The 17,878-nt window shown below is 58.3% G+C and carries 17 protein-coding genes; 10 read left to right on the top strand and 7 right to left on the bottom strand.

The features are described 5' to 3' along the window. Positions 1-200: 200 nt before the first annotated feature. Positions 201-782, bottom strand: a complete 582-nt coding sequence (locus J5Y17_RS05635) for a cupin domain-containing protein (protein WP_219784258.1) — start codon at positions 780-782, stop codon at positions 201-203. A gap of 144 nt (positions 783-926) precedes the next feature. Between J5Y17_RS05635 and J5Y17_RS05630 the strand changes: the two genes are divergently transcribed. Genes J5Y17_RS05630 through J5Y17_RS05620 form a run of 3 tightly spaced genes read left to right on the top strand, consistent with a single transcriptional unit; the run spans position 927 to position 5,113 of the window. Further along, positions 927-2,201 carry a 4-aminobutyrate--2-oxoglutarate transaminase gene (locus tag J5Y17_RS05630; RefSeq protein WP_219784257.1) on the top strand — a complete coding sequence of 425 codons (1,275 nt, stop codon included), beginning with the start codon at positions 927-929 and terminating at the stop codon, positions 2,199-2,201. A gap of 1 nt (position 2,202) precedes the next feature. Continuing rightward, the gene (locus tag J5Y17_RS05625) at positions 2,203-3,657 is read left to right on the top strand and encodes an NAD-dependent succinate-semialdehyde dehydrogenase (RefSeq protein ID WP_219784256.1); all 1,455 of its coding nucleotides are present in this window, start codon (positions 2,203-2,205) and stop codon (positions 3,655-3,657) included. A 49-nt stretch (positions 3,658-3,706) separates the two neighbouring features. Then, on the top strand, positions 3,707-5,113 hold the full coding sequence (locus tag J5Y17_RS05620) for a Glu/Leu/Phe/Val dehydrogenase (RefSeq protein WP_219784255.1): 1,407 nt from the start codon (positions 3,707-3,709) through the stop codon (positions 5,111-5,113). Between the two features lie 20 nt (positions 5,114-5,133). On the opposite strand, the gene J5Y17_RS05615 is transcribed toward J5Y17_RS05620, so the two are convergent. Together J5Y17_RS05615 and rocF are read right to left on the bottom strand one after the other, a co-directional pair. Then, positions 5,134-6,195, bottom strand: coding sequence for an ornithine cyclodeaminase (locus J5Y17_RS05615; RefSeq protein WP_370628874.1), 1,062 nt, complete (start codon positions 6,193-6,195; stop codon positions 5,134-5,136). Further along, positions 6,192-7,121 (bottom strand): arginase, encoded by a 930-nt coding sequence (gene rocF / locus J5Y17_RS05610; RefSeq protein WP_219784254.1) that lies wholly within the window; start codon positions 7,119-7,121, stop codon positions 6,192-6,194. The genes J5Y17_RS05615 and rocF overlap by 4 nt, the downstream gene beginning before the upstream one ends. A 140-nt stretch (positions 7,122-7,261) precedes the next feature. On the opposite strand from rocF, the gene J5Y17_RS05605 reads away from it, so the two are divergent. Together J5Y17_RS05605 and J5Y17_RS05600 are read left to right on the top strand one after the other, a co-directional pair. Next, the gene (locus J5Y17_RS05605; protein WP_219784253.1) at positions 7,262-7,696 is read left to right on the top strand and encodes an Lrp/AsnC family transcriptional regulator; all 435 of its coding nucleotides are present in this window, start codon (positions 7,262-7,264) and stop codon (positions 7,694-7,696) included. A 109-nt stretch (positions 7,697-7,805) separates the two neighbouring features. Continuing rightward, positions 7,806-8,555, top strand: coding sequence for a LuxR family transcriptional regulator (locus J5Y17_RS05600; RefSeq protein WP_219784252.1), 750 nt, complete (start codon positions 7,806-7,808; stop codon positions 8,553-8,555). A gap of 371 nt (positions 8,556-8,926) precedes the next feature. Here J5Y17_RS05600 and tsf read toward each other — a convergent pair whose 3' ends face one another. Both tsf and rpsB read right to left on the bottom strand, forming a co-directional pair. Further along, the gene (tsf, locus tag J5Y17_RS05595) at positions 8,927-9,802 is read right to left on the bottom strand and encodes a translation elongation factor Ts (RefSeq protein WP_219784251.1); all 876 of its coding nucleotides are present in this window, start codon (positions 9,800-9,802) and stop codon (positions 8,927-8,929) included. A gap of 108 nt (positions 9,803-9,910) precedes the next feature. Continuing rightward, positions 9,911-10,684 (bottom strand): 30S ribosomal protein S2, encoded by a 774-nt coding sequence (rpsB, locus tag J5Y17_RS05590; protein ID WP_167600352.1) that lies wholly within the window; start codon positions 10,682-10,684, stop codon positions 9,911-9,913. Positions 10,685-10,948: 264 nt separating this feature from the next. Between rpsB and J5Y17_RS05585 the strand changes: the two genes are divergently transcribed. The 3 genes from J5Y17_RS05585 (at position 10,949) to J5Y17_RS05575 (ending at position 13,626) form a co-directional block, all read left to right on the top strand. Beyond that, entirely contained in the window at positions 10,949-11,845 is an 897-nt protein-coding gene (locus J5Y17_RS05585) for a PfkB family carbohydrate kinase (RefSeq protein WP_219784250.1), read from the top strand. Next, on the top strand, positions 11,842-12,753 hold the full coding sequence (locus J5Y17_RS05580; protein WP_219784249.1) for a pseudouridine-5'-phosphate glycosidase: 912 nt from the start codon (positions 11,842-11,844) through the stop codon (positions 12,751-12,753). Before J5Y17_RS05585 ends, J5Y17_RS05580 begins: the two co-directional genes overlap by 4 nt. Positions 12,754-12,873: 120 nt before the next feature. Continuing rightward, positions 12,874-13,626: a DUF502 domain-containing protein gene (locus tag J5Y17_RS05575; protein ID WP_219784248.1), complete on the top strand. Its 753-nt coding sequence runs from the start codon at positions 12,874-12,876 to the stop codon at positions 13,624-13,626. Positions 13,627-13,632: 6 nt separating this feature from the next. Here the strand turns inward: J5Y17_RS05575 and J5Y17_RS05570 are convergent, their stop codons facing one another. Together J5Y17_RS05570 and J5Y17_RS05565 are read right to left on the bottom strand one after the other, a co-directional pair. Continuing rightward, positions 13,633-14,700 (bottom strand): patatin-like phospholipase family protein, encoded by a 1,068-nt coding sequence (locus J5Y17_RS05570; protein WP_219784247.1) that lies wholly within the window; start codon positions 14,698-14,700, stop codon positions 13,633-13,635. Then, positions 14,700-15,473 carry a 3-hydroxybutyrate dehydrogenase gene (locus tag J5Y17_RS05565; protein WP_219784246.1) on the bottom strand — a complete coding sequence of 258 codons (774 nt, stop codon included), beginning with the start codon at positions 15,471-15,473 and terminating at the stop codon, positions 14,700-14,702. The genes J5Y17_RS05570 and J5Y17_RS05565 overlap by 1 nt, the downstream gene beginning before the upstream one ends. Positions 15,474-15,858: 385 nt before the next feature. Between J5Y17_RS05565 and J5Y17_RS05560 the strand changes: the two genes are divergently transcribed. Continuing rightward, positions 15,859-17,688 carry an extracellular solute-binding protein gene (locus tag J5Y17_RS05560; protein ID WP_219784474.1) on the top strand — a complete coding sequence of 610 codons (1,830 nt, stop codon included), beginning with the start codon at positions 15,859-15,861 and terminating at the stop codon, positions 17,686-17,688. A 71-nt stretch (positions 17,689-17,759) separates the two neighbouring features. Continuing rightward, on the top strand, positions 17,760-17,876 hold the full coding sequence (locus J5Y17_RS05555) for an entericidin EcnA/B family protein (RefSeq protein WP_219784245.1): 117 nt from the start codon (positions 17,760-17,762) through the stop codon (positions 17,874-17,876). Positions 17,877-17,878: the final 2 nt, after the last annotated feature.

Genomic DNA, 17,878 nt, shown 5'->3' with positions numbered 1-17,878 from the left:
CAGTCGACATGTATCGGCAAATCCACGGCCGCGCTGAGAGGGCCTCCAGATCAACGTTTACAGGACGTCAGGGGCAGATGCGTGCAAGAGGCCGCTTGGGCATTTCAGCTCGTGCGCATATCTTATAATCTGTATTATGTATAATCTTTGGTATGCACAAACATGAAAATATGCGTCTGACCCTTTGTTTTGTCGCGCTTTTAAAAACTTGGAGGCGTTGAGGCGCTGACCACCTCACTCGGTTCTGGCCCGATCTGTCGAAAGCGATGTGGTGTGCGGCTCTCGAAATAATACGCGTCTCCTGGGCCAAGGATCTTGCGTTGCTCGCCTACGGTGACCTCGATGCGCCCAGAGATCACGATTCCGGCTTCTTCGCCTTCGTGACCATACATCACGCGTCCCGTGTCGGCGCCGATCTCATAGCGCTCGCGCAGCATCATCAAGGCTCGCCCAAAGAGCGACTTGCCGACCTGTTTCAGCGAGAGCTTGCCTTTGCCGATCTCTGTGAGCTCCTCGGCGGCGTAAAACACCTGTTGTTCGGTCACCGGCTCAAAGGCAAAGAACTCCGACAGGCTGATCGGAACGCCCGCGAGGATCTTATGAAGCGCGCCGACGGATGGGTTCATCTTGCCGGATTCAATGAGAGAAATTGTCGAGTTCGGAATGCCGACTCTCTTGGCCAAAGCGCGCTGAGAATGCCCGGCGCGTTCCCGCACAGCGCGTAGCCTTTGACCCAGGGCCAAATCATCGAAGTCATCCTTTGGAGTGTTTGATCCGTTCATTATTCACCAAACCCTAGATATTTTTTGCATAATTATAATGCATTACGAAGAATAAGAAACAGAGTTTTTAAAGATCGGGAAACCGCGTAGCGTCACATCAATCACGAACTGCACTCTCGCACTTCATCTAACAGGATAGCAAAAATGACCAACGCAGATCTCGCCGCCCGCCGCGTAGACGCCATGGCCCGTGGCGTCGGCGTCATGACCGACCACTTCATCACCCGCGCCGAAAATGCCGAAGTATGGGACGAAGACGGCAATCGCTTGATCGACTTCGCCGCAGGTATCGCCGTGGTCAATACCGGCCACCGCCACCCGAAAGTCATGGCCGCTGTCAAAGCCCAACTCGACGGTTTCACCCACACCTGCCATCAGGTTTTGCCCTATGCGCCCTATGTGACGCTGGCCGAACGGTTGAACGCCAAGGTTCCGGGCGCCTTTGACAAAAAAACCGTCTTTGTCACAACCGGCGCAGAAGCTGTTGAAAACGCAGTGAAATGTGCTCGCGCCTATACTGGGCGCCCGGCGGTGATCGCCTTTGGTGGCGGCTTTCATGGCCGGACCTTCATGGGCATGTCCCTGACCGGCAAAGTGGTGCCTTACAAGGTCGGCTTCGGCGCTATGATGCCCGATGTGTTCCACGTCCCCTACCCCTGCGCGCTGCATGGTGTCTCCGTCGACGACAGCTTTGCCGCCTTGGATGCGCTGTTCAAAGCCGATGTCGATCCGGCCCGCGTTGCGGCCGTGATTTTCGAACCTGTGCAAGGCGAAGGCGGTTTCTACCCGGCGCCTGCCGAATTCGTCACCCGCCTGCGCGCACTCTGCGACGCCCACGGCATGGTGATGATCGCCGATGAGGTGCAAACCGGCTTTGGCCGCACCGGCAAACTCTTTGCCATGGAACATTACGACGTGGCCGCCGACATCACCACCATGGCCAAAGGTCTGGGTGGCGGTCTGCCGATCTCTGCGGTCACCGGCAAGGCCGAGATCATGGACGCGGCGGCCCCGGGCGGTCTGGGCGGCACCTATGGCGGCAACCCTCTGGGGATTGCTGCGGGCAACGCCGTTCTGGACGTGATCGAAGAGGAAGGTCTGTGTGCGCGCGCCGAGGAATTTGGCAACAAACTCAAAGCGGTGTTGAGCAATATTCAATCGACCACGCCCGAACTTGCCGACATTCGTGGCCCCGGTTTCATGGTCGCCGCCGAGTTCATGACCGCGGACGGTAAACCCAACGCCGAACTGACCGGCAAAATCCGCGTCGAGGCGCTCAAGCGCGGTCTCGTGCTTTTGACTTGCGGCGTTTATGGCAATGTGATCCGGTTCCTCGCGCCTCTGACCATCGACGAGCCGGTGTTCGATGAGGCAATGAACATTCTGAAAGATGCGGTGAAAGCCGCGCGGGAGAGCTAATATGCGGGCTTTGAACGATCCCAGCCTGATGGAAACACGCGCCTATGTGAATGGCGTTTGGGTTGAGGGGAAAAAGACATTTCCGGTGGAGAATCCGGCCACGGGCGAAGTGATCGCCCATGTCGCCGACCTCAGCGCCGAAGATGTCGCCATGGCGATTGATGCGGCCTATGTGGCGCAGCGCGCCTGGGCGCGCGCGGATGTCAAAACCCGCGCGAACACCCTGCGCAAACTCTTTGATCTCATGGTTGAAAATGCCGATGATCTGGCGACCATCCTGACCGCTGAAATGGGAAAACCCTGGGCTGAGGCACGCGGGGAAATCCTCTATGGTGCGTCCTACATCGAATGGTTCGCGGAAGAGGCCAAGCGCATCTACGGCGACGTGATCCCCGGTCCTCAAAACGACAAGCGGATGGTGATCGTCAAGCAAGCCGTGGGTGTTGTGGGCGCGATTACGCCGTGGAACTTCCCCAACGCCATGCTGGCGCGCAAGATGGCCCCTGCCCTTGCCGTTGGCTGTTCCATGGTGGCGCGGCCTTCCGAATTCACGCCCTTGTCCGCGCTGGCTCTGGCGGTTCTGGCCGAACGTGCGGGCATTCCGGCGGGTGTCTTTAACGTGCTCACGGGTCTTGATGCCGCTGGGATGGGCGTTGAGATGTGCGCCAACCCGAAAGTGGCCAAGATCACCTTTACCGGCTCGACCCGCGTGGGCAAAATCCTGCTCTCGCAGGGCGCCGAGACGGTTAAGAAAATGTCGATGGAACTGGGCGGCAACGCGCCGTTTATCGTCTTTGACGACGCCGATGTGGATGCCGCTGTCGAAGGCGCCATGCTCGCCAAATTCCGCAACAACGGCCAAACCTGTGTCTGCGCCAACCGGATTTACGTGCAGGCGGGCGTTTACGATGCGTTCTCTGAAAAACTCGCCACGGCTTTGGGGTCGCTCAAATTGGGCGATGGCTTTGCTGAGGGCGTCAACACCGGCCCGCTGATCAACGCAGCTGCCGTGGCCAAGGTCGAGGATCACATCAAGGATGCGGTCGAAAAAGGCGCCGAAGTCGTTGTCGGCGGCAATCGGTCCAACCTCGGGCAGACCTTCTTTGAGCCGACCGTGCTCAAGGGCGTGACGCAAGCCATGAAAGTCGCCACGGAAGAAACCTTTGGCCCTCTGGCGCCGCTGGTGAAATTCGACACCGAAGACGAGGCGCTGGAGTTTGCCAATGCCACAGAATTCGGGTTGGCGTCGTACTTCTACACCAACGATCTGAAACGCGCATGGCGTGTGGGCGAAGCCTTGGAAACCGGGATGGTCGGCATCAACACCGGCGCGATCTCGACGGAAATGGCGCCTTTTGGCGGGGTCAAACAGTCCGGCATGGGCCGCGAAGGCTCGAAATACGGCTGCGACGACTATCTGGAGATCAAGAACCTCTGCTTCGGCGGGTTGAACTGATCCATGAGGGCGGCCTTAGCCGCCCTTTTTTCAATTTAGGGAGGGTTTTATGTCCAACAGTCACGGATTTTTGGCTGACGTCACCAGTATGTTCAACGATGCGGCCGAGATTTTGGCACTCGAAGAAGGCCTCGCCGAAAAAATCGCGGTCTGCAACACGACGCTGACGACCCGCTTCGGCGTGCGGCTCAGAGGTAAAATGTACACCTTCGAAGGCTGGCGCTCGGTGCATTCCAACCATCCAAGCCCCGCCAAGGGCGGCATTCGATTTGCGCCCTACGCCAACCATGAAGAGGTTGAGGCGCTCGCCGCGCTCATGTCCTACAAATGTGCGTTGATGGACCTGCCGTTCGGCGGCTCAAAAGGCGCGCTCAAGGTCGACCCAACGGAATGGGCCCCGCATGAGATGGAACGCATCACCCGCCGCTTTGCCCAGGAGCTGGCGCGGCACGAATTCCTCAGCCCCTCACAGAACGTCCCTGCCCCGGATGTCGGCACCAATGAGACGACGATGATTTGGATTGCCGATGAATACCGGCGGATGAAATCCCATGACATCAACGCAAGCGCCTGTGTAACGGGCAAACCCTTGGCCATGGGTGGTATCGAAGGCCGGATTGAGGCCACGGGGCGCGGGGTGCAATATGCGATCGAAGCCTTTTTCCAGACGCCTGAGGATGTGGCCAAGATCGGCCTTGATGAAAGCCTTGAGGGCCGAACCGTCGTTGTGCAAGGGCTCGGAAATGTCGGCTACCACGCCGCGAAATTCCTCAGCGAGGACAGCGGCTGTAAGATCATCGCCGTGGTGGAGCGTGATGGCTCTATCCGCAATCCCGACGGCCTCGACATCGAGGCGCTGCGCAAACATATGACCGACACGGGCGGCATCAGCGGCTTTGAGGGCGGCGAATTTGACAGCGGCTCGGCCTTGAGTGACGCCTGTGACATTCTCATTCCGGCGGCTTTGGAAAGTGCGATCCACGACGGAAATGCCCATGAAATCAAGGCAAAGCTGATCGTCGAGGCTGCGAACGGCCCAGTGACCTATGCCGCCAACACCATCCTGCGCGAACGCGGCGTGGTCATCATACCCGATCTCTACGCCAATGCCGGCGGCGTCACGGTCAGCTATTTCGAATGGGTCAAAAACCTGACCCATATTCCCTTTGGCCTGATGGAACGCCGTCGCGACGAGCAAGGTAGCCGCATGCTGGCCCGCCAGATCGAAAACATGACAGGCTGTCATTTCCCGGCGGAGAGTGCCGAGCCCTTCCTGTCGGGCGCGCGTGAGATTGATTTGGTGCGCTCTGGGTTGGACGAGAAAATGCGCTCGGCCTACGGCGAAATGTCCCGGCTGTGGAACAGCAGCGATGACATTCCTGATCTGCGCACCGCCGCCTACATCATTGCTGTCAAACGCATCGCGGAGATCTACCGCGCGCTTGGGATTGGCTGAGCTTGGAAAACGGGCAAGGCTTAACCCTTTGCCCGTTCCACCATCCCAAAGAGATCGCGCGGATCGTCCGGATCGGCTAGCATATCAAGAGGTTCGGCGAAATCCGTGCCCGCCACCTTGTCATGCACAAAGCGCAGTGCGGAGAAATCTTCGATCGCAAATCCCACACTATCGAACAGTGTGATCTGCGTCTCATCCCGCCGTCCCGGCACTTCACCACGCATCACTTGCCAAAGTTCGGTGACCGGATGGTCTTCGGCGAGTTGTTGAATCTCGCCCTCGATGCGGGTTTGCTCCGGATACTCCACGAAAATATCGGCACGCAAAAGGATGTCTTTGTGCAGTTCGGTCTTGCCCGGACAATCGCCGCCGATGGCGTTGATGTGCTGGCCGCGTCCAATCATGTTGTCGGTCAGGATCGTTGCATATTGCTTGTCGGCGGTGCAGGTGGTGACGATCTGCGCCCCTTCGACCGCCTCCTGAGCGGAGGAACAGGTTGTGATGTCAAAGCCTTGCGCCGTGAGGTTGCGTTTGGCCTTTTCCGTCGCAGCCGGATCGACGTCATAAAGGCGCAGTGTGTTGATACCGCAGAGCGCCCGGAACGCCAGTGCCTGAAACTCGCATTGCGCGCCATTGCCGATCATCGCCATGACCTCGGCCCCTTTCGACGCGAGATATTTGCCGACGAGCGCAGAGGTCGCCGCTGTTCTGAGCGCGGTCAGCACCGTCATTTCCGTCAATAACACCGGATAGCCATTTGAAACGGATGACAAAACACCAAAGGCGGTCACCGTCTGATAGCCCTCTTTCATGTTCTTCGGATGGCCGTTCACATACTTGAAGCCATATAGCTCGGCATCCGCCGTCGGCATCAGCTCAATCACACCCTCATGCGAATGCGAGGCGACGCGCGGCGTTTTGTCGAACTCCGGCCAGCGTTTGAAATCCTCTTCGATGTAGCCCGCGAGTTCGGTCATGAAGGCTTCTGCCCCCATGGAATTCACCAACCGCATCATGTTGTGAACAGATACGAAGGGCACGAAAGCCAATTTTGAGGGTGCGAGAGGCGAAAGGTCCATCATCCGAAACTCCGGGTCATACGGTCAAGCACGCGGCGGCCAAAGAGGCTGGCCGTCAGGTCGCAGAGCAGTTTCGCTGTGCGACCGCGTTCATCGAGGAAAGGGTTCAATTCAACAAGATCAAGCGAGCCGACAAGCCCGCTGTCGCAGAGTGTTTCCATAATCAGATGCGCTTCGCGGAACGTGGCCCCTCCTGGAACGGTGGTGCCAACGGCAGGTGCGATCCCGGGATCGAGGAAATCGACATCGAAACTGACGTGCAAACGTCCGTTGGCGGCCTTCACCCGCTCCAAAAACGCCCGAAGCGGTGCCAGAACGCCGGTTTCATCGAGTGCGCGCATGTCATGGACTTCCATGTTCAGATCCTTGATCCGTGCATGTTCTGCCGGGTCGACGGAGCGAATGCCCATGAAGCAAATATGTGCCGGATCGACGGTCTGCGAGAGCGCAGGATAGGCGTCGCACTCACCTTGTCCGGTAAAGTAAGCCACCGGCGTGCCGTGCAGGTTGCCGCTTTCCGTGGTCGCCAGCGTGTGCAAATCCGGGTGTGCATCAAGCCAGAGAACAAAAAGCGGACGGCCTTCTTCCGCGGCGACGCGCGCAACACCGGGCACAGTGCCCGCAGACATGGAATGATCGCCACCCATGAAGATCGGCAAATCGCTGTTCCGCGCCGCCTCATAGGCCATGGGTTCCAGCGCTTCAATCCACGCGCGGGTTTCCGAGAGATTGTGCACCGCAGGATTGTCGTGCGGAGTCTCGGCTTGCTGCGCAATTTGGACATCTCCAAGATCGGTGAGATCCCAGCCGAGGCTTGTGAGCGTTTCCATGAGCCCTGCCGTGCGCAGGCTTGCGGGGCCCATGAGGCAGCCGCGCTGAGACGCGCCGGTCTCAATCGGTGCGCCAAGGATGTGGCAGGATTTGCGCATGTGAATGAATCCCTCAAAAAAAGATGTGCGTTGCGTCGATTATGCACCGCTTTGGGAGGCTTTCATGCTTTTAAATTGCGCATTTCGATCTTAAATTTGAGCAAAATGATAAGCCCAGTGAACAAAGTGATGGGGTCTATATGTCCAACGCCGATTTGAGCCGAAGCGACCACGCCATCCTCGCCGCCTTGCGCGACAACGCCCGCATGTCGATCACCGAGTTGGCGCAGCATACCGGGTTGTCACGCAACACGGCAAAAGCGCGGCTTGATGCCTTGGTGGCTGAGGGCAGAATCAGACGCTTTACCATTGAGACTGATGTGGATGTTGAAGGCGAGGTGCGCGCCATCACCTTGGTCGCGCTGCAGGGTAAAATGTCGCGGCAGGTGATCCGAGCGCTCAGTCGTATTCCGGGTGTCAGCACCGTTTATGCGACCAACGGGGCCTGGGATCTCGTGGCGGATATTCGCACCGACAGTCTGGTGCATTTTGACCGAATTCTTAGGGAAATTCGGGAGGTTCCGGGCGTCGTGAACTCGGAAAGCTGTCTTCTCTTGGCCCATGTTGTGGGGTAAAAGCTGTGCATCGAAAGGCCGACGAGATGGCATCCTCTGCAAAAACGCGCCGGCCCGTTGACCCACGGGACATCTTGCGTTGCCGAGGCGTTCTTTCTACGGTCGGGCCATGGGGGACACGCACCTGAAAGACCACGTTCACACTATTCTTTATGCCTCGACCGTTGCCGAGGTATGGGACTGTCTGCTCTCTCGATTGATGGAACTCGGCTTTCATCACGCCCTTTATGGGTTTACCAGATTTCACACGTCCTCCGGCTTTGGTGATGACAAGGATCATCTGTTTCTCACCAATTTCGGTTCGGACTACATGCAGGGGTATTTTCTCGACGGGCGCTACCGTCATGCCCCTATGGTGCGTTGGTCCGTCGAGAATACCGGTGCCTGTCCGTGGAGCTGGATCAAGGACAATATCGACAGCTTCAACGATCAAGAGCGTGAGGTTGTGGCCTTCAACCAATCCTTGGGGGTGACCAGTGGCTACACCATCGCCTTCCCGCATTCTTTGAAACGCGCAAAGGGCGCGATTGGCATGTGCCTTGAACCGCATGTGGGAACGCAAGAAGAGGCTGATGATATCTGGGCCCGTCATGGCGATGAGTTGGAGCTCATCTGTGGTGTGGCGCATCTCAAATTGATCAGCCTGCCCCTTCCGAAACGTATTCTGACCAAGCGTCAGCGTGAAGTCTTGGAATGGATCGGCGATGGCAAGACGGTCGCCGACACGGCTCAGATCATGGGGCTGAACAAGGCCACGGTGGAAAAGCATTTGCGGCTCGCGCGCGAGTCTCTGAGTGTGGACACGACGGCGCAGGCCGTGTTGAAGGCCTCGATGCATAATCAGATTTTCACGTTCTAATCGGTTTAGCCGCTTAAGAGGATGTTGCTGTGAACGGGATGATTATCTCGCAACCGAAGGATGATCGCATCTTTTACCTGTGAGTAAAAGGTAAGGATGTCCGTAGTTGCACAACTATGAATATAAAGAGAAATTGACCCTGTTCCGGCTTTCTAAGGCTTGGCCTTTGGGACTGGGGTGGCGGGATCGCCAGGGTCATTCGGCTTACCGACACTTCATGAGGACCGCGGGTTTATATTCGGCTTTGCGGTCCTTCACTTTTCCTCAGATAACTCATCCCCACCGCAGAAACAGAGCGTCAGACTTCTGTCTGGAATGAAAAAAGGGCCGCCCGAAGGCAGCCCTTTCGATGTCGTCAGAGATGACTGAGATCAGCCCTGCATCGCTTTCGCGACTTCAGCAGCAAAATCTTCGGTCTCTTTCTCGATGCCTTCGCCAACTTCGAGGCGCACGAAACCGGTGATTTCAGCACCTGCTTCTTTCGCGGCTTTCTCGACGGTCAGATCCGGGTTCACAACAAAAGCCTGACCAAGCAGGGTGGATTCGGCGATGAATTTCGCCATCCTGCCTTTGATCATGTTCTCGATGATGTTTTCCGGCTTGCCGGATTCGCGAGCGATGTCGATCTGGATTTGCTTTTCCTTCTCAACCACAGCCGGGTCGAGATCGGCTTCGCCGAGGCCCTGCGGGTTGGCAGCCGCGATGTGCATCGCAACCTGCTTGCCAAAGGCTTCGTCGCCGCCTTTGAGACCGACGAGCACACCGATTTTGCCGAGGCCGTCAGCGGCTGCGTTGTGGACATAGGTCACAACGGTTTCAGCTTCGATTTTCGCCATGCGACGCACGGACATGTTTTCGCCGATGGTGGCGATTTTGTCCGTGATCAGCTCGGAGACCGGTTTGCCGTTCACGTCAGCGGATTTCAGAGCTTCGACGTCGGACACGCCCAGAGCGGCCGCGGCAATGTCGTTCACCATGGCTTGGAATTCAGCGTTTTTCGCAACGAAGTCGGTTTCGGAGTTCACTTCGACAGCGACACCCACGCCACCGTTCACAGCGACGGCCACGAGGCCTTCGGCAGCGGTACGGCCGGATTTCTTGGCGGCTTTCGCCAGACCTTTGGTACGCAGCCAGTCAACGGCGGCTTCCATGTCGCCATCGGTTTCGACCAGCGCTTTTTTCGCGTCCATCATGCCCGCGCCAGTGGATTCGCGCAGTTCTTTCACCTGAGCAGCAGTGATTGCCATGTCGGCTCTCCTCGAATGTCTAGGATAGAAGTATCGGGGGCGGGATACCCTGCCCCCGTATCAATTTTGTAACGACCGCGTAGGGTTATCCCTTCACGGTCGAAAAAATCAGGCCTCAGCGGACGCTTCTTCTGCGACGGCTTCTTCAGCGATCGCTTCTTCGAAAGCACCGATGTCCACGCCAGCTGCGCCCATTTGAGCGGTCATGCCGTCGAGAGCCGCACGAGCGACGAGGTCGGTGTAGAGCGAGATCGCGCGGGAGGCGTCGTCGTTGCCCGGGATGATGTAGTCCACGCCCTCGGGGGAGCAGTTGGAGTCAACAACAGCCACAACCGGGATGCCCAGTTTCTTGGCTTCGAGGATGGCGAGGTCTTCTTTTTTCACGTCGATGACGAAGAGAAGATCCGGCACGCCGCCCATTTCACGGATGCCGCCCAGGGACGCCTGCAGTTTCTGCTGGTCGCGTTCCATGTTCAGACGCTCTTTTTTGGTGAGGCCTTCTGCGCCGGAGGCGAGGGTCTCATCAATGGCGTTCAGACGCTGGATCGACTGGGACACGGTTTTCCAGTTGGTCAGCGTGCCGCCGAGCCAACGGTGGTTCATGTAGTACTGAGCGCATTTCTCAGCGGATTCGGCGATTGCGCCAGCAGCCTGACGTTTGGTGCCGACGAAAAGAATACGGCCGCCTTTGGCAGCAACGTCGCGCACGACCTGCAGAGCCTGGTCCAGCATCGGGACGGTCTGGGTAAGGTCGAAAATGTGGATGCCGTTGCGCTCACCGTAGATGAACTCCTGCATACGCGGGTTCCAACGCTGAGTTTGGTGGCCATAGTGGACGCCAGCTTCCAAGAGCTGACGAATGGAGAAATCGGGAAGCGCCATTCGTGTTTCCTTTCCGGTTTAACGCCTGAGCGGAGGGTCTCAGGGCATATGCCCCAACCGGTGGATCGTTCGAGGATGTCTCCCCCGAGGACCCGCCTCCGCCTGTGAAGTGATCGCGCATATAGAGAGGATTGTGGGGCTTGGCAACCCCTACCCCTTGTTCAGGGTCAGCTTTGAGTATTTTTACAGCGAAGGAAATACAAAGCCCAGTCTATCCTGCACGGCATCTCTTGCCATTTGGTCAAAAACAGGCGCAATAGTCCTATGGACAAATCACATGACATTCTGTGCATCGGCTCGGTGCTTTGGGACGTGATCGGGCGCACCGATCGTTCGATGCGCGTGGGCTCTGACGTGCCGGGACGCATCGTGCGGGTGCCGGGCGGTGTGGCGATGAATATTGCCATGGCTTTGGCGCGGTTTGGGATGGTGCCCGATCTCTTGACCGCCATTGGGCGCGATCCGGCAGGCGCCGAGTTGATTGAGGCGGCGAAAGTGCGCGGCATCGGCACCGATCACGTCTACCTGTCGGAAGACCTGCCGACCGACAGCTATATGGCCGTCGAAGGCGCCAACGGGCTGATCGCTGCCATTGCGGATGCGCATTCGCTTGAGCGCGCGGGCGACAAAATCCTGCGCCCTTTGGCCGACGGGCGTCTGGGGACGGTAAATGCACCCTATGAGGGCCCCGTCGCACTTGATGGCAACCTGACGACCCAGTTGTTGCGAGAGATCGCGCAATCACCTTTGTTTGCGAAGGCCGATCTACGAGTGGCTCCCGCCTCGCCGGGCAAGGCCGAGCGATTGTTGCCGCTATTGGATCACCCGCGGGCAACGCTTTATGTCAATCTCGAAGAGGCCGGGCTCTTGGCCCAGACCCAGTTTGAGACCTCGGCGGAGGCCGCAAAGGTGCTCGTCGAAGACCGTGGCGCGCATCGCGTGCTGGTGACCAACGGCGGCAAAGGCGCCTCGATTGCCGGCAACGGAGAAGTGCTGACCCAAACCCCGCCCGAAGTTCTGGTCGCGCGTGTGACCGGCGCGGGCGATACGTTCATGGCGGCGCATATTGCCGCCGAAATGCGTGGCGCAGATGCCGCCGACGCTTTGACGGCGGCGCTTGAAGCGGCCGCTCACTATGTTTCCGGAGATACCCCCCTATGACCCTTCCGATGATGTACGCCCCCGAAGTCGCCGACGCGCTGGAGGCGGGCCGTCCGATCGTGGCACTTGAGTCCACGATCATCACTCATGGCATGCCCTACCCGCAAAATGTCGAGACCGCCCAGACGGTCGAAGAGGACATTCGTGCCGCGGGCGCCGTTCCTGCGACCATCGCGGTGCTTGACGGTGTGCTCCATATCGGCCTGACAGAGACACAGCTCAAAGCGCTTGGTCAGGCGACGGGCGTGATGAAAGTGTCCCGCGCTGACCTTCCGGTCTGTATTGCGCGCGGCGCGACAGGTGCGACCACCGTGGCCGCCACCATGATTGCGGCTGAGATTGCCGGGATCAAAGTCTTTGCCACCGGCGGCATCGGCGGCGTGCATCGCGGTGCCGAAGAGACCTTTGACATCTCCGCCGACCTTTTGGAGCTGGGCGAAACCGCCGTCACCGTTGTGGCTGCCGGTCCGAAAGCCATTCTCGACATTCCGAAGACGCTCGAAGTGCTGGAAACCCATGGCGTGCCGGTGATCGCCTATGGACAGGACGAGATCCCGGCGTTTTGGTCGCGCGCCTCTGGCCTGCCCGCGCCGTTGCGCATGGACAGCGCCGGTGAGATCGCGCGCGCCATGGAGATGCGCGCCGCGATGGGGCTTAAGGGCGGTCAACTGGTGGCCAACCCGATCCCCGAAGCGGATGAGATTCCGCGCGAGGTGATCATGCCCTATGTCGAAACCGCCCTCAAAGAGGCCGAAGACAAGGGCATCGCCGCGAAAGAGGTCACGCCTTTCCTGCTTCAACGCATGTTCGAGCTGACCGAGGGCAAATCTTTGGTCGCCAATATCGCATTGGTGCGCAACAACGCGCGGCTTGCGGCCCAAATCGCCTCTGAATTGACCGCTAAATAAACGCAAATACGTGAAATAAACGTCACAGTGTTGAAAAACGCCGGGGGGCTTATTGTGTCTTAACAGATGCCCCCCTAAGTTCCTCACACCCGCGCCCCTCTAACGGTCAGATCCCGACACATGAACAACCCTTTCGAAGACGAAACCCACCCGCCCCAACCGCGCAAGCCGGGGCTTTTCGCGCATTTGCGTGCGGCGTTTCTTACCGGGCTTGTCGTGGTCGCGCCGATTGGGCTGACCGCCTATGTGATCTGGACCGTGATAGGCTGGGTCGACGGCTGGGTGCTGACTTTTGTGCCGTCAAGCTATCATCCGGATGCGCTGATCAACCGCTTCCTTGGCTACACCGAGCCGGGCGAGCAAATTCACATCAACCTGCGCGGTGCGGGCGTTGTGATTTTCCTGATTTTCACTGTGGTGGTCGGCTGGATCGCCAAGGGTCTCGTGGGTCGGTCACTCATTCGCTGGGCGGAGAACCTTGTGGACCGCACGCCCGTGGTGCGGTCGATCTATAATGGCGTGAAACAGATCGCGGAAACCGTGTTTTCGCAATCTGGCACCTCTTTCGACAAGGCCTGTCTCATCGAATATCCACGTCGCGGGATTTGGGCGATCGGTTTTGTCTCCACCAAGGCCAAGGGCGAGGTGGCGCGCCGCACGCCTGAGGATGAGAAATATCTTTCTGTTTTTGTGCCAACCACGCCGAACCCGACCTCGGGCTTTTTGCTGTTCTTTCCGGAGAGCGACGTGATTTTGCTCGACATGTCGGTCGAGGATGCGGCGAAGCTGGTGATTTCCGCCGGTCTCGTTTACCCGAACGCCAAGGACCCGACACAGCCGCCTGCAGAGAAAAGCCTCGAAAAGGCCGAGTGACGTCGCTCAAGTAAACATCTCATGAAGATCGACACTGGCGCGTTCGCCCAGATCGTCGAAATGCGCCTTTAGGAAAATATCGCAGGCCGCCCTGCCCGCCGCTTTCAGCCGCGACAGGATCAATGGCGATGGCACCAATTTGGTGCGCGCGGACAGTTCCTGCATCAGCGTGTCATCAGCGATCATATGCACCAACACATCTTTCATCGTGCCCCGCGGGAGACGTTCCGCCGCGATCAGTTCGCGCACGAATTGCACCGCGCGCAATTCGCGCAGGAGAGATGAGTTGAAAGAAATCTCGTTGATCCGGTTCTGGATTTCCTCGGGCGTTTTGGGCGTGCCGGGGCGTTCTAGGGGGTTGATGTTGACGATCACCACATCCGCAGGAAATTCCGGCTCGAACAGCGGAAACAGCGCCGGATTGCCCGTGTAGCCGCCATCCCAATAGGGATCGGTCACCCCGGTCACCGGGTCGGTGATCTGCACCGCCTGAAACAATTCCGGCAGGCATGCCGAGGCGAGGATCACATCCGTGTTCACCTCATCGCCTGAAAACACCCGGATCTTTCCGGTCCGCACATTGGTGGTGGAAATAAAAAGTGCCGGGCCATCTTCGGCACCCAGGACGCTGCAATTCAGGCCTTCGACCACGTCGCTCAGCGGGTTTTGATAGAAGGCGCCGTAAACATAGGGGCTGGTCACCGTGGCGATGGAATCGAGGAACGCAAAAGGCACGGTGTATTGCATCATCTTGGTGAAGAGCTCGGTCGTCGGGCCGAATTGCGACATCCAGGCATTGAGGCGCATGTCCGACACCGCGCCCATCTGCGCCCAGACGCCATCGAGCGCGGCTTTCGCGCCTGCGCGCCCTCCCTGTACCAGTCCGGATTTCAGCGCCGCTCCATTCAAGGCCCCCGCAGAGGTGCCGGAGATCGCAGCGATCTCCAGCTCGTCATGCTCCAGCATCCGGTCGAGCACACCCCAAGTGAAGGCGCCATGCGCGCCCCCACCCTGAAGCGCGAGATTGATCCGCTTGACAGCGCTGTTGACGGGTTTCGACGCCTTTTTGGCCATTACAGAGCGGTCCAGCCACCATCGACCGAGATCGTCGTCCCGGTGATCTGATTGGCCGCACTTGAGGCAAGGAACACGCAGGTGCCGCCCAGTTCTTCGACCGTGGCGAATTGTTTCGACGGTTGGCGATCCAGCAGAACCTCGCGGATCACCGTCTCGCGGTCCATGCCGTATTTCTCCATCGTATCGGGGATTTGCGCCTCGACCAGCGGAGTCAGCACATAGCCCGGACAGACCGCGTTACAGGTGATCGGCTCCTCGGCGGTCTCAAGTGCGGTCACCTTGGTCAGCCCCACCACGCCATGTTTCGCGGCGACATAAGCCGATTTATAGGGCGAGGCGGTCAGGCCATGGGCGGAAGCGATGTTGATCACCCGCCCCCAGCCAGCCGCGCGCATCGTCGGCAAAGCCGCCGCCGTCGTGTGAAAGGCGGAACTGAGGTTGATCGCGATGATCGCGTCCCATTTCGCGGTCGGAAATTCATCAATCCCCGCGACGTGCTGAATGCCCGCATTGTTGACGAGGATATCGCAGGTCCCGGCCTTCTCGATCAGCGACCGGCATTCGTCGCCCTTCGACATATCCGCCTTGATGTAGCGCGCGGTGACGCCAAATTCCTTGCCGATCTCGTCGGCCAGCGCGTGGTCTTCGTCGCGATCGGTGAAGGAATTGAGCACAACATTCGCGCCGGCTTTCGCCAATTCGCGCGCCACGCCAAGCCCGATTCCAGAGTTCGATCCGGTGATCACGGCGGTTTTACCTTGAACAGTCATTTATCTCTCCCATGTCTTTGCGCACGACTTTAGATGCTGCATCTGCAAATCAAAGGGGAGAATCGCCGTAACCGTATGAGAATCGGTAAATTCGGCGACAAATCTTTGGGAAGGCGCTGACGGATAAGATTTTTATCTGCCTGTTCAAAAGGCGCTTTTGGTCAAGCCCGCTTGGAAATACCGCCAATTTTGAACCAAAAAAAACGCCCGCACGAGGCGGGCGCTGAGTTATTGAGGCAGGTTTCATACAGGCAAGAAACCTATCGAGCAGTGATCTCTTTATACGCGGTTCCACGCCGTACTCCAAGCTAAAAGTTTGAAAACACATCCGAGGCGGCTTAGTTTGATGGTCAAGAACAAGACGGGCGGAGGCAGTCACAACACCATGGCACAGCAGTATCTTTCTCTGGTCAAGACCGGCGCAGCCGCTCTGGCCCAAACCACCATACTGGCGACTTGCCTTTCAGGCGCCGCTTTGGCGGAGCCGACTCACGGGTTGGCCATGTATGGCGACCCGGAATTGACCGCTGATTTCGCCGCTCTGCCCTATGTGCGCGCGGATGCCCCCAAGGGAGGCAAAATCGTCACCGGTGAAGGTGGCACCTTCGACAGCCTCAACCCCTATATCGAGAAAGGCAACGTGCCTTGGCAGCTGCGCTACATGATGGCCGAAAGCCTGATGTTGCAGGCCTACTCCGAACCCTTCTCGCTCTATTGCCTCCTGTGTGAAACCGTCGAAACGGATGAAGATCGCACTTGGGTCGAGTTCACCCTGCGTCCCGAAGCCAAATTCTCCGACCGCACGCCGGTGACGGTTGAGGATGTGATGTGGTCTTTTGAGACCTTGGGCACAGAGGGCCACGGCCGTTACGCCTCGCTCTGGAACCAGATCGAAAGCGTGGAGCAGACCGGCGACAGATCCGTGAAATTCACCTTCAACACGGAAAACCGCGAATTGGCGCTTTTGGTCGCCACGCGTCCGATCCTGAAAAAAGCCTATTGGGACGACAAAGACTTTACGCAATCCGGTATGGACCAGATCCCGGTGACCTCCGCACCTTACAAAGTGACAGATGCAAATCCGGGTATGTTCATCGAAATGACCCGCAATCCCGATTATTGGGGCAAGGACCTGCCCGTGATGCAAGGGCAGGCAAATTTCGACACCATCCGGTTCGAGTTCTTCGCTGATCCCTCTCTGGTGATCGAGGCCTTCAAAGCCGGAGAGCTGAACGCACACCGCGAATTCAACGTGCAGACTTGGCAGGATCAATATGATTTCCCGGCCGTCGAGCGCGGCGATGTGGTGAAATCCGAAATTCCACACCAACGCCCCACCGGCATGACCGGCTTTGCGATGAATACCCGCCTGCCGCAATTCTCCGACTGGCGCGTGCGGCAGGCCATGATCGAGGCATTTAATTTCAACTATATCAACGAGGCCCAGACCGAGAACCAACAGACCCGCATCACCTCTTACTTCTCCAACTCACCGCTGGGCATGCGACCGGGTCCTGCCGAGGGGCGTGTGAAGGAACTTTTGGAGCCCTATTTGGACGAACTGCTCCCCGGCGTGATGGAGGGCTACACTCTGCCCGAGACCTCGGGCCGCGAGATCGACCGCGGCGCCATGCGCCGTGCGCTTGGATTGATGGAAGAGGCAGGTTGGACCATCGACAATGGCCAGATGAAGAACGCCGACGGCCAGCTCTTCACCTTTGAAATCTTACTGATGGTGGGTGACGATGAAAACCAATCCATCATCGACACCTACACGCAGATGCTCAACCAGTTGGGCATCCAACCGAAGATTTCCGTCGTCGACAAACCGCAATATATCCAGCGCATGGAAACCTTCGATTTTGGCATGACGCCTGTGCGCTACGGCACCTCTCTAAGCCCCGGCAACGAACAATACGCCTATTTCGGACAGACCTCCGCCGATCAGCCCGGATCACGCAATGTTGCGGGCGTCAAGGACCCGGTGGTAGACGCGATGATCGCCAAGATGCTCGACGCCACCGACCGCGAAGACAGTCTCGCCGCCACACGCGCGCTTGATCGCCTCTTGACCGCCGGCCGCTACGCAATCCCGCTTTACGCCTGGAACGAAAGCTTCAACGCACATGTGAAGGAGCTGCACTATCCTGAGCCCTTGCCTTTGTATGGCGATTGGATCATGTGGCGGGAAATGACTTGGTACTGGGAAGAATAACCCTCAAGAGCCGGATCTAAACACCAATGAGGTCCGGGACACAGCCCCCTTTAGGCATGGGAAGAATGAACATGAAAAAAGCAGCAGTCGCCCTCCTCCTCACCCTCTCCTTAACCGCTTGCGGCACCGTCGCTGGCGTCGGCGAAGACATCACCGGCGCGTCGCGCACGGTTCAGGGTTGGTTCTGATC

Origin of the sequence: Celeribacter sp. PS-C1 (assembly GCF_019429625.1) — a bacterium.
GTDB lineage: Bacteria > Pseudomonadota > Alphaproteobacteria > Rhodobacterales > Rhodobacteraceae > Celeribacter.
The sequence above is the reverse complement of the archived record's forward strand: the minus strand, read 5'-3'. Positions and strand labels throughout refer to the sequence as shown.

What these genes read in the sequence shown, in the direction of transcription:
- J5Y17_RS05555 (WP_219784245.1), top strand. Translation starts at nt 17,760, where the DNA reads ATGAAAAAAGCAGCAGTCGCCCTCCTCCTCACCCTCTCCTTAACCGCT.
- tsf (WP_219784251.1), bottom strand. Translation starts at nt 9,802, where the DNA reads ATGGCAATCACTGCTGCTCAGGTGAAAGAACTGCGCGAATCCACTGGC.
- J5Y17_RS05615 (WP_370628874.1), bottom strand. Translation starts at nt 6,195, where the DNA reads ATGATGGACCTTTCGCCTCTCGCACCCTCAAAATTGGCTTTCGTGCCC.
- J5Y17_RS05585 (WP_219784250.1), top strand. Translation starts at nt 10,949, where the DNA reads ATGGACAAATCACATGACATTCTGTGCATCGGCTCGGTGCTTTGGGAC.
- J5Y17_RS05625 (WP_219784256.1), top strand. Translation starts at nt 2,203, where the DNA reads ATGCGGGCTTTGAACGATCCCAGCCTGATGGAAACACGCGCCTATGTG.
- J5Y17_RS05570 (WP_219784247.1), bottom strand. Translation starts at nt 14,700, where the DNA reads ATGGCCAAAAAGGCGTCGAAACCCGTCAACAGCGCTGTCAAGCGGATC.
- J5Y17_RS05600 (WP_219784252.1), top strand. Translation starts at nt 7,806, where the DNA reads ATGGGGGACACGCACCTGAAAGACCACGTTCACACTATTCTTTATGCC.
- J5Y17_RS05580 (WP_219784249.1), top strand. Translation starts at nt 11,842, where the DNA reads ATGACCCTTCCGATGATGTACGCCCCCGAAGTCGCCGACGCGCTGGAG.
- J5Y17_RS05635 (WP_219784258.1), bottom strand. Translation starts at nt 782, where the DNA reads ATGAACGGATCAAACACTCCAAAGGATGACTTCGATGATTTGGCCCTG.
- J5Y17_RS05620 (WP_219784255.1), top strand. Translation starts at nt 3,707, where the DNA reads ATGTCCAACAGTCACGGATTTTTGGCTGACGTCACCAGTATGTTCAAC.
- J5Y17_RS05605 (WP_219784253.1), top strand. Translation starts at nt 7,262, where the DNA reads ATGTCCAACGCCGATTTGAGCCGAAGCGACCACGCCATCCTCGCCGCC.
- J5Y17_RS05630 (WP_219784257.1), top strand. Translation starts at nt 927, where the DNA reads ATGACCAACGCAGATCTCGCCGCCCGCCGCGTAGACGCCATGGCCCGT.
- J5Y17_RS05565 (WP_219784246.1), bottom strand. Translation starts at nt 15,473, where the DNA reads ATGACTGTTCAAGGTAAAACCGCCGTGATCACCGGATCGAACTCTGGA.
- rocF (WP_219784254.1), bottom strand. Translation starts at nt 7,121, where the DNA reads ATGCGCAAATCCTGCCACATCCTTGGCGCACCGATTGAGACCGGCGCG.
- J5Y17_RS05560 (WP_219784474.1), top strand. Translation starts at nt 15,859, where the DNA reads ATGGCACAGCAGTATCTTTCTCTGGTCAAGACCGGCGCAGCCGCTCTG.
- rpsB (WP_167600352.1), bottom strand. Translation starts at nt 10,684, where the DNA reads ATGGCGCTTCCCGATTTCTCCATTCGTCAGCTCTTGGAAGCTGGCGTC.
- J5Y17_RS05575 (WP_219784248.1), top strand. Translation starts at nt 12,874, where the DNA reads ATGAACAACCCTTTCGAAGACGAAACCCACCCGCCCCAACCGCGCAAG.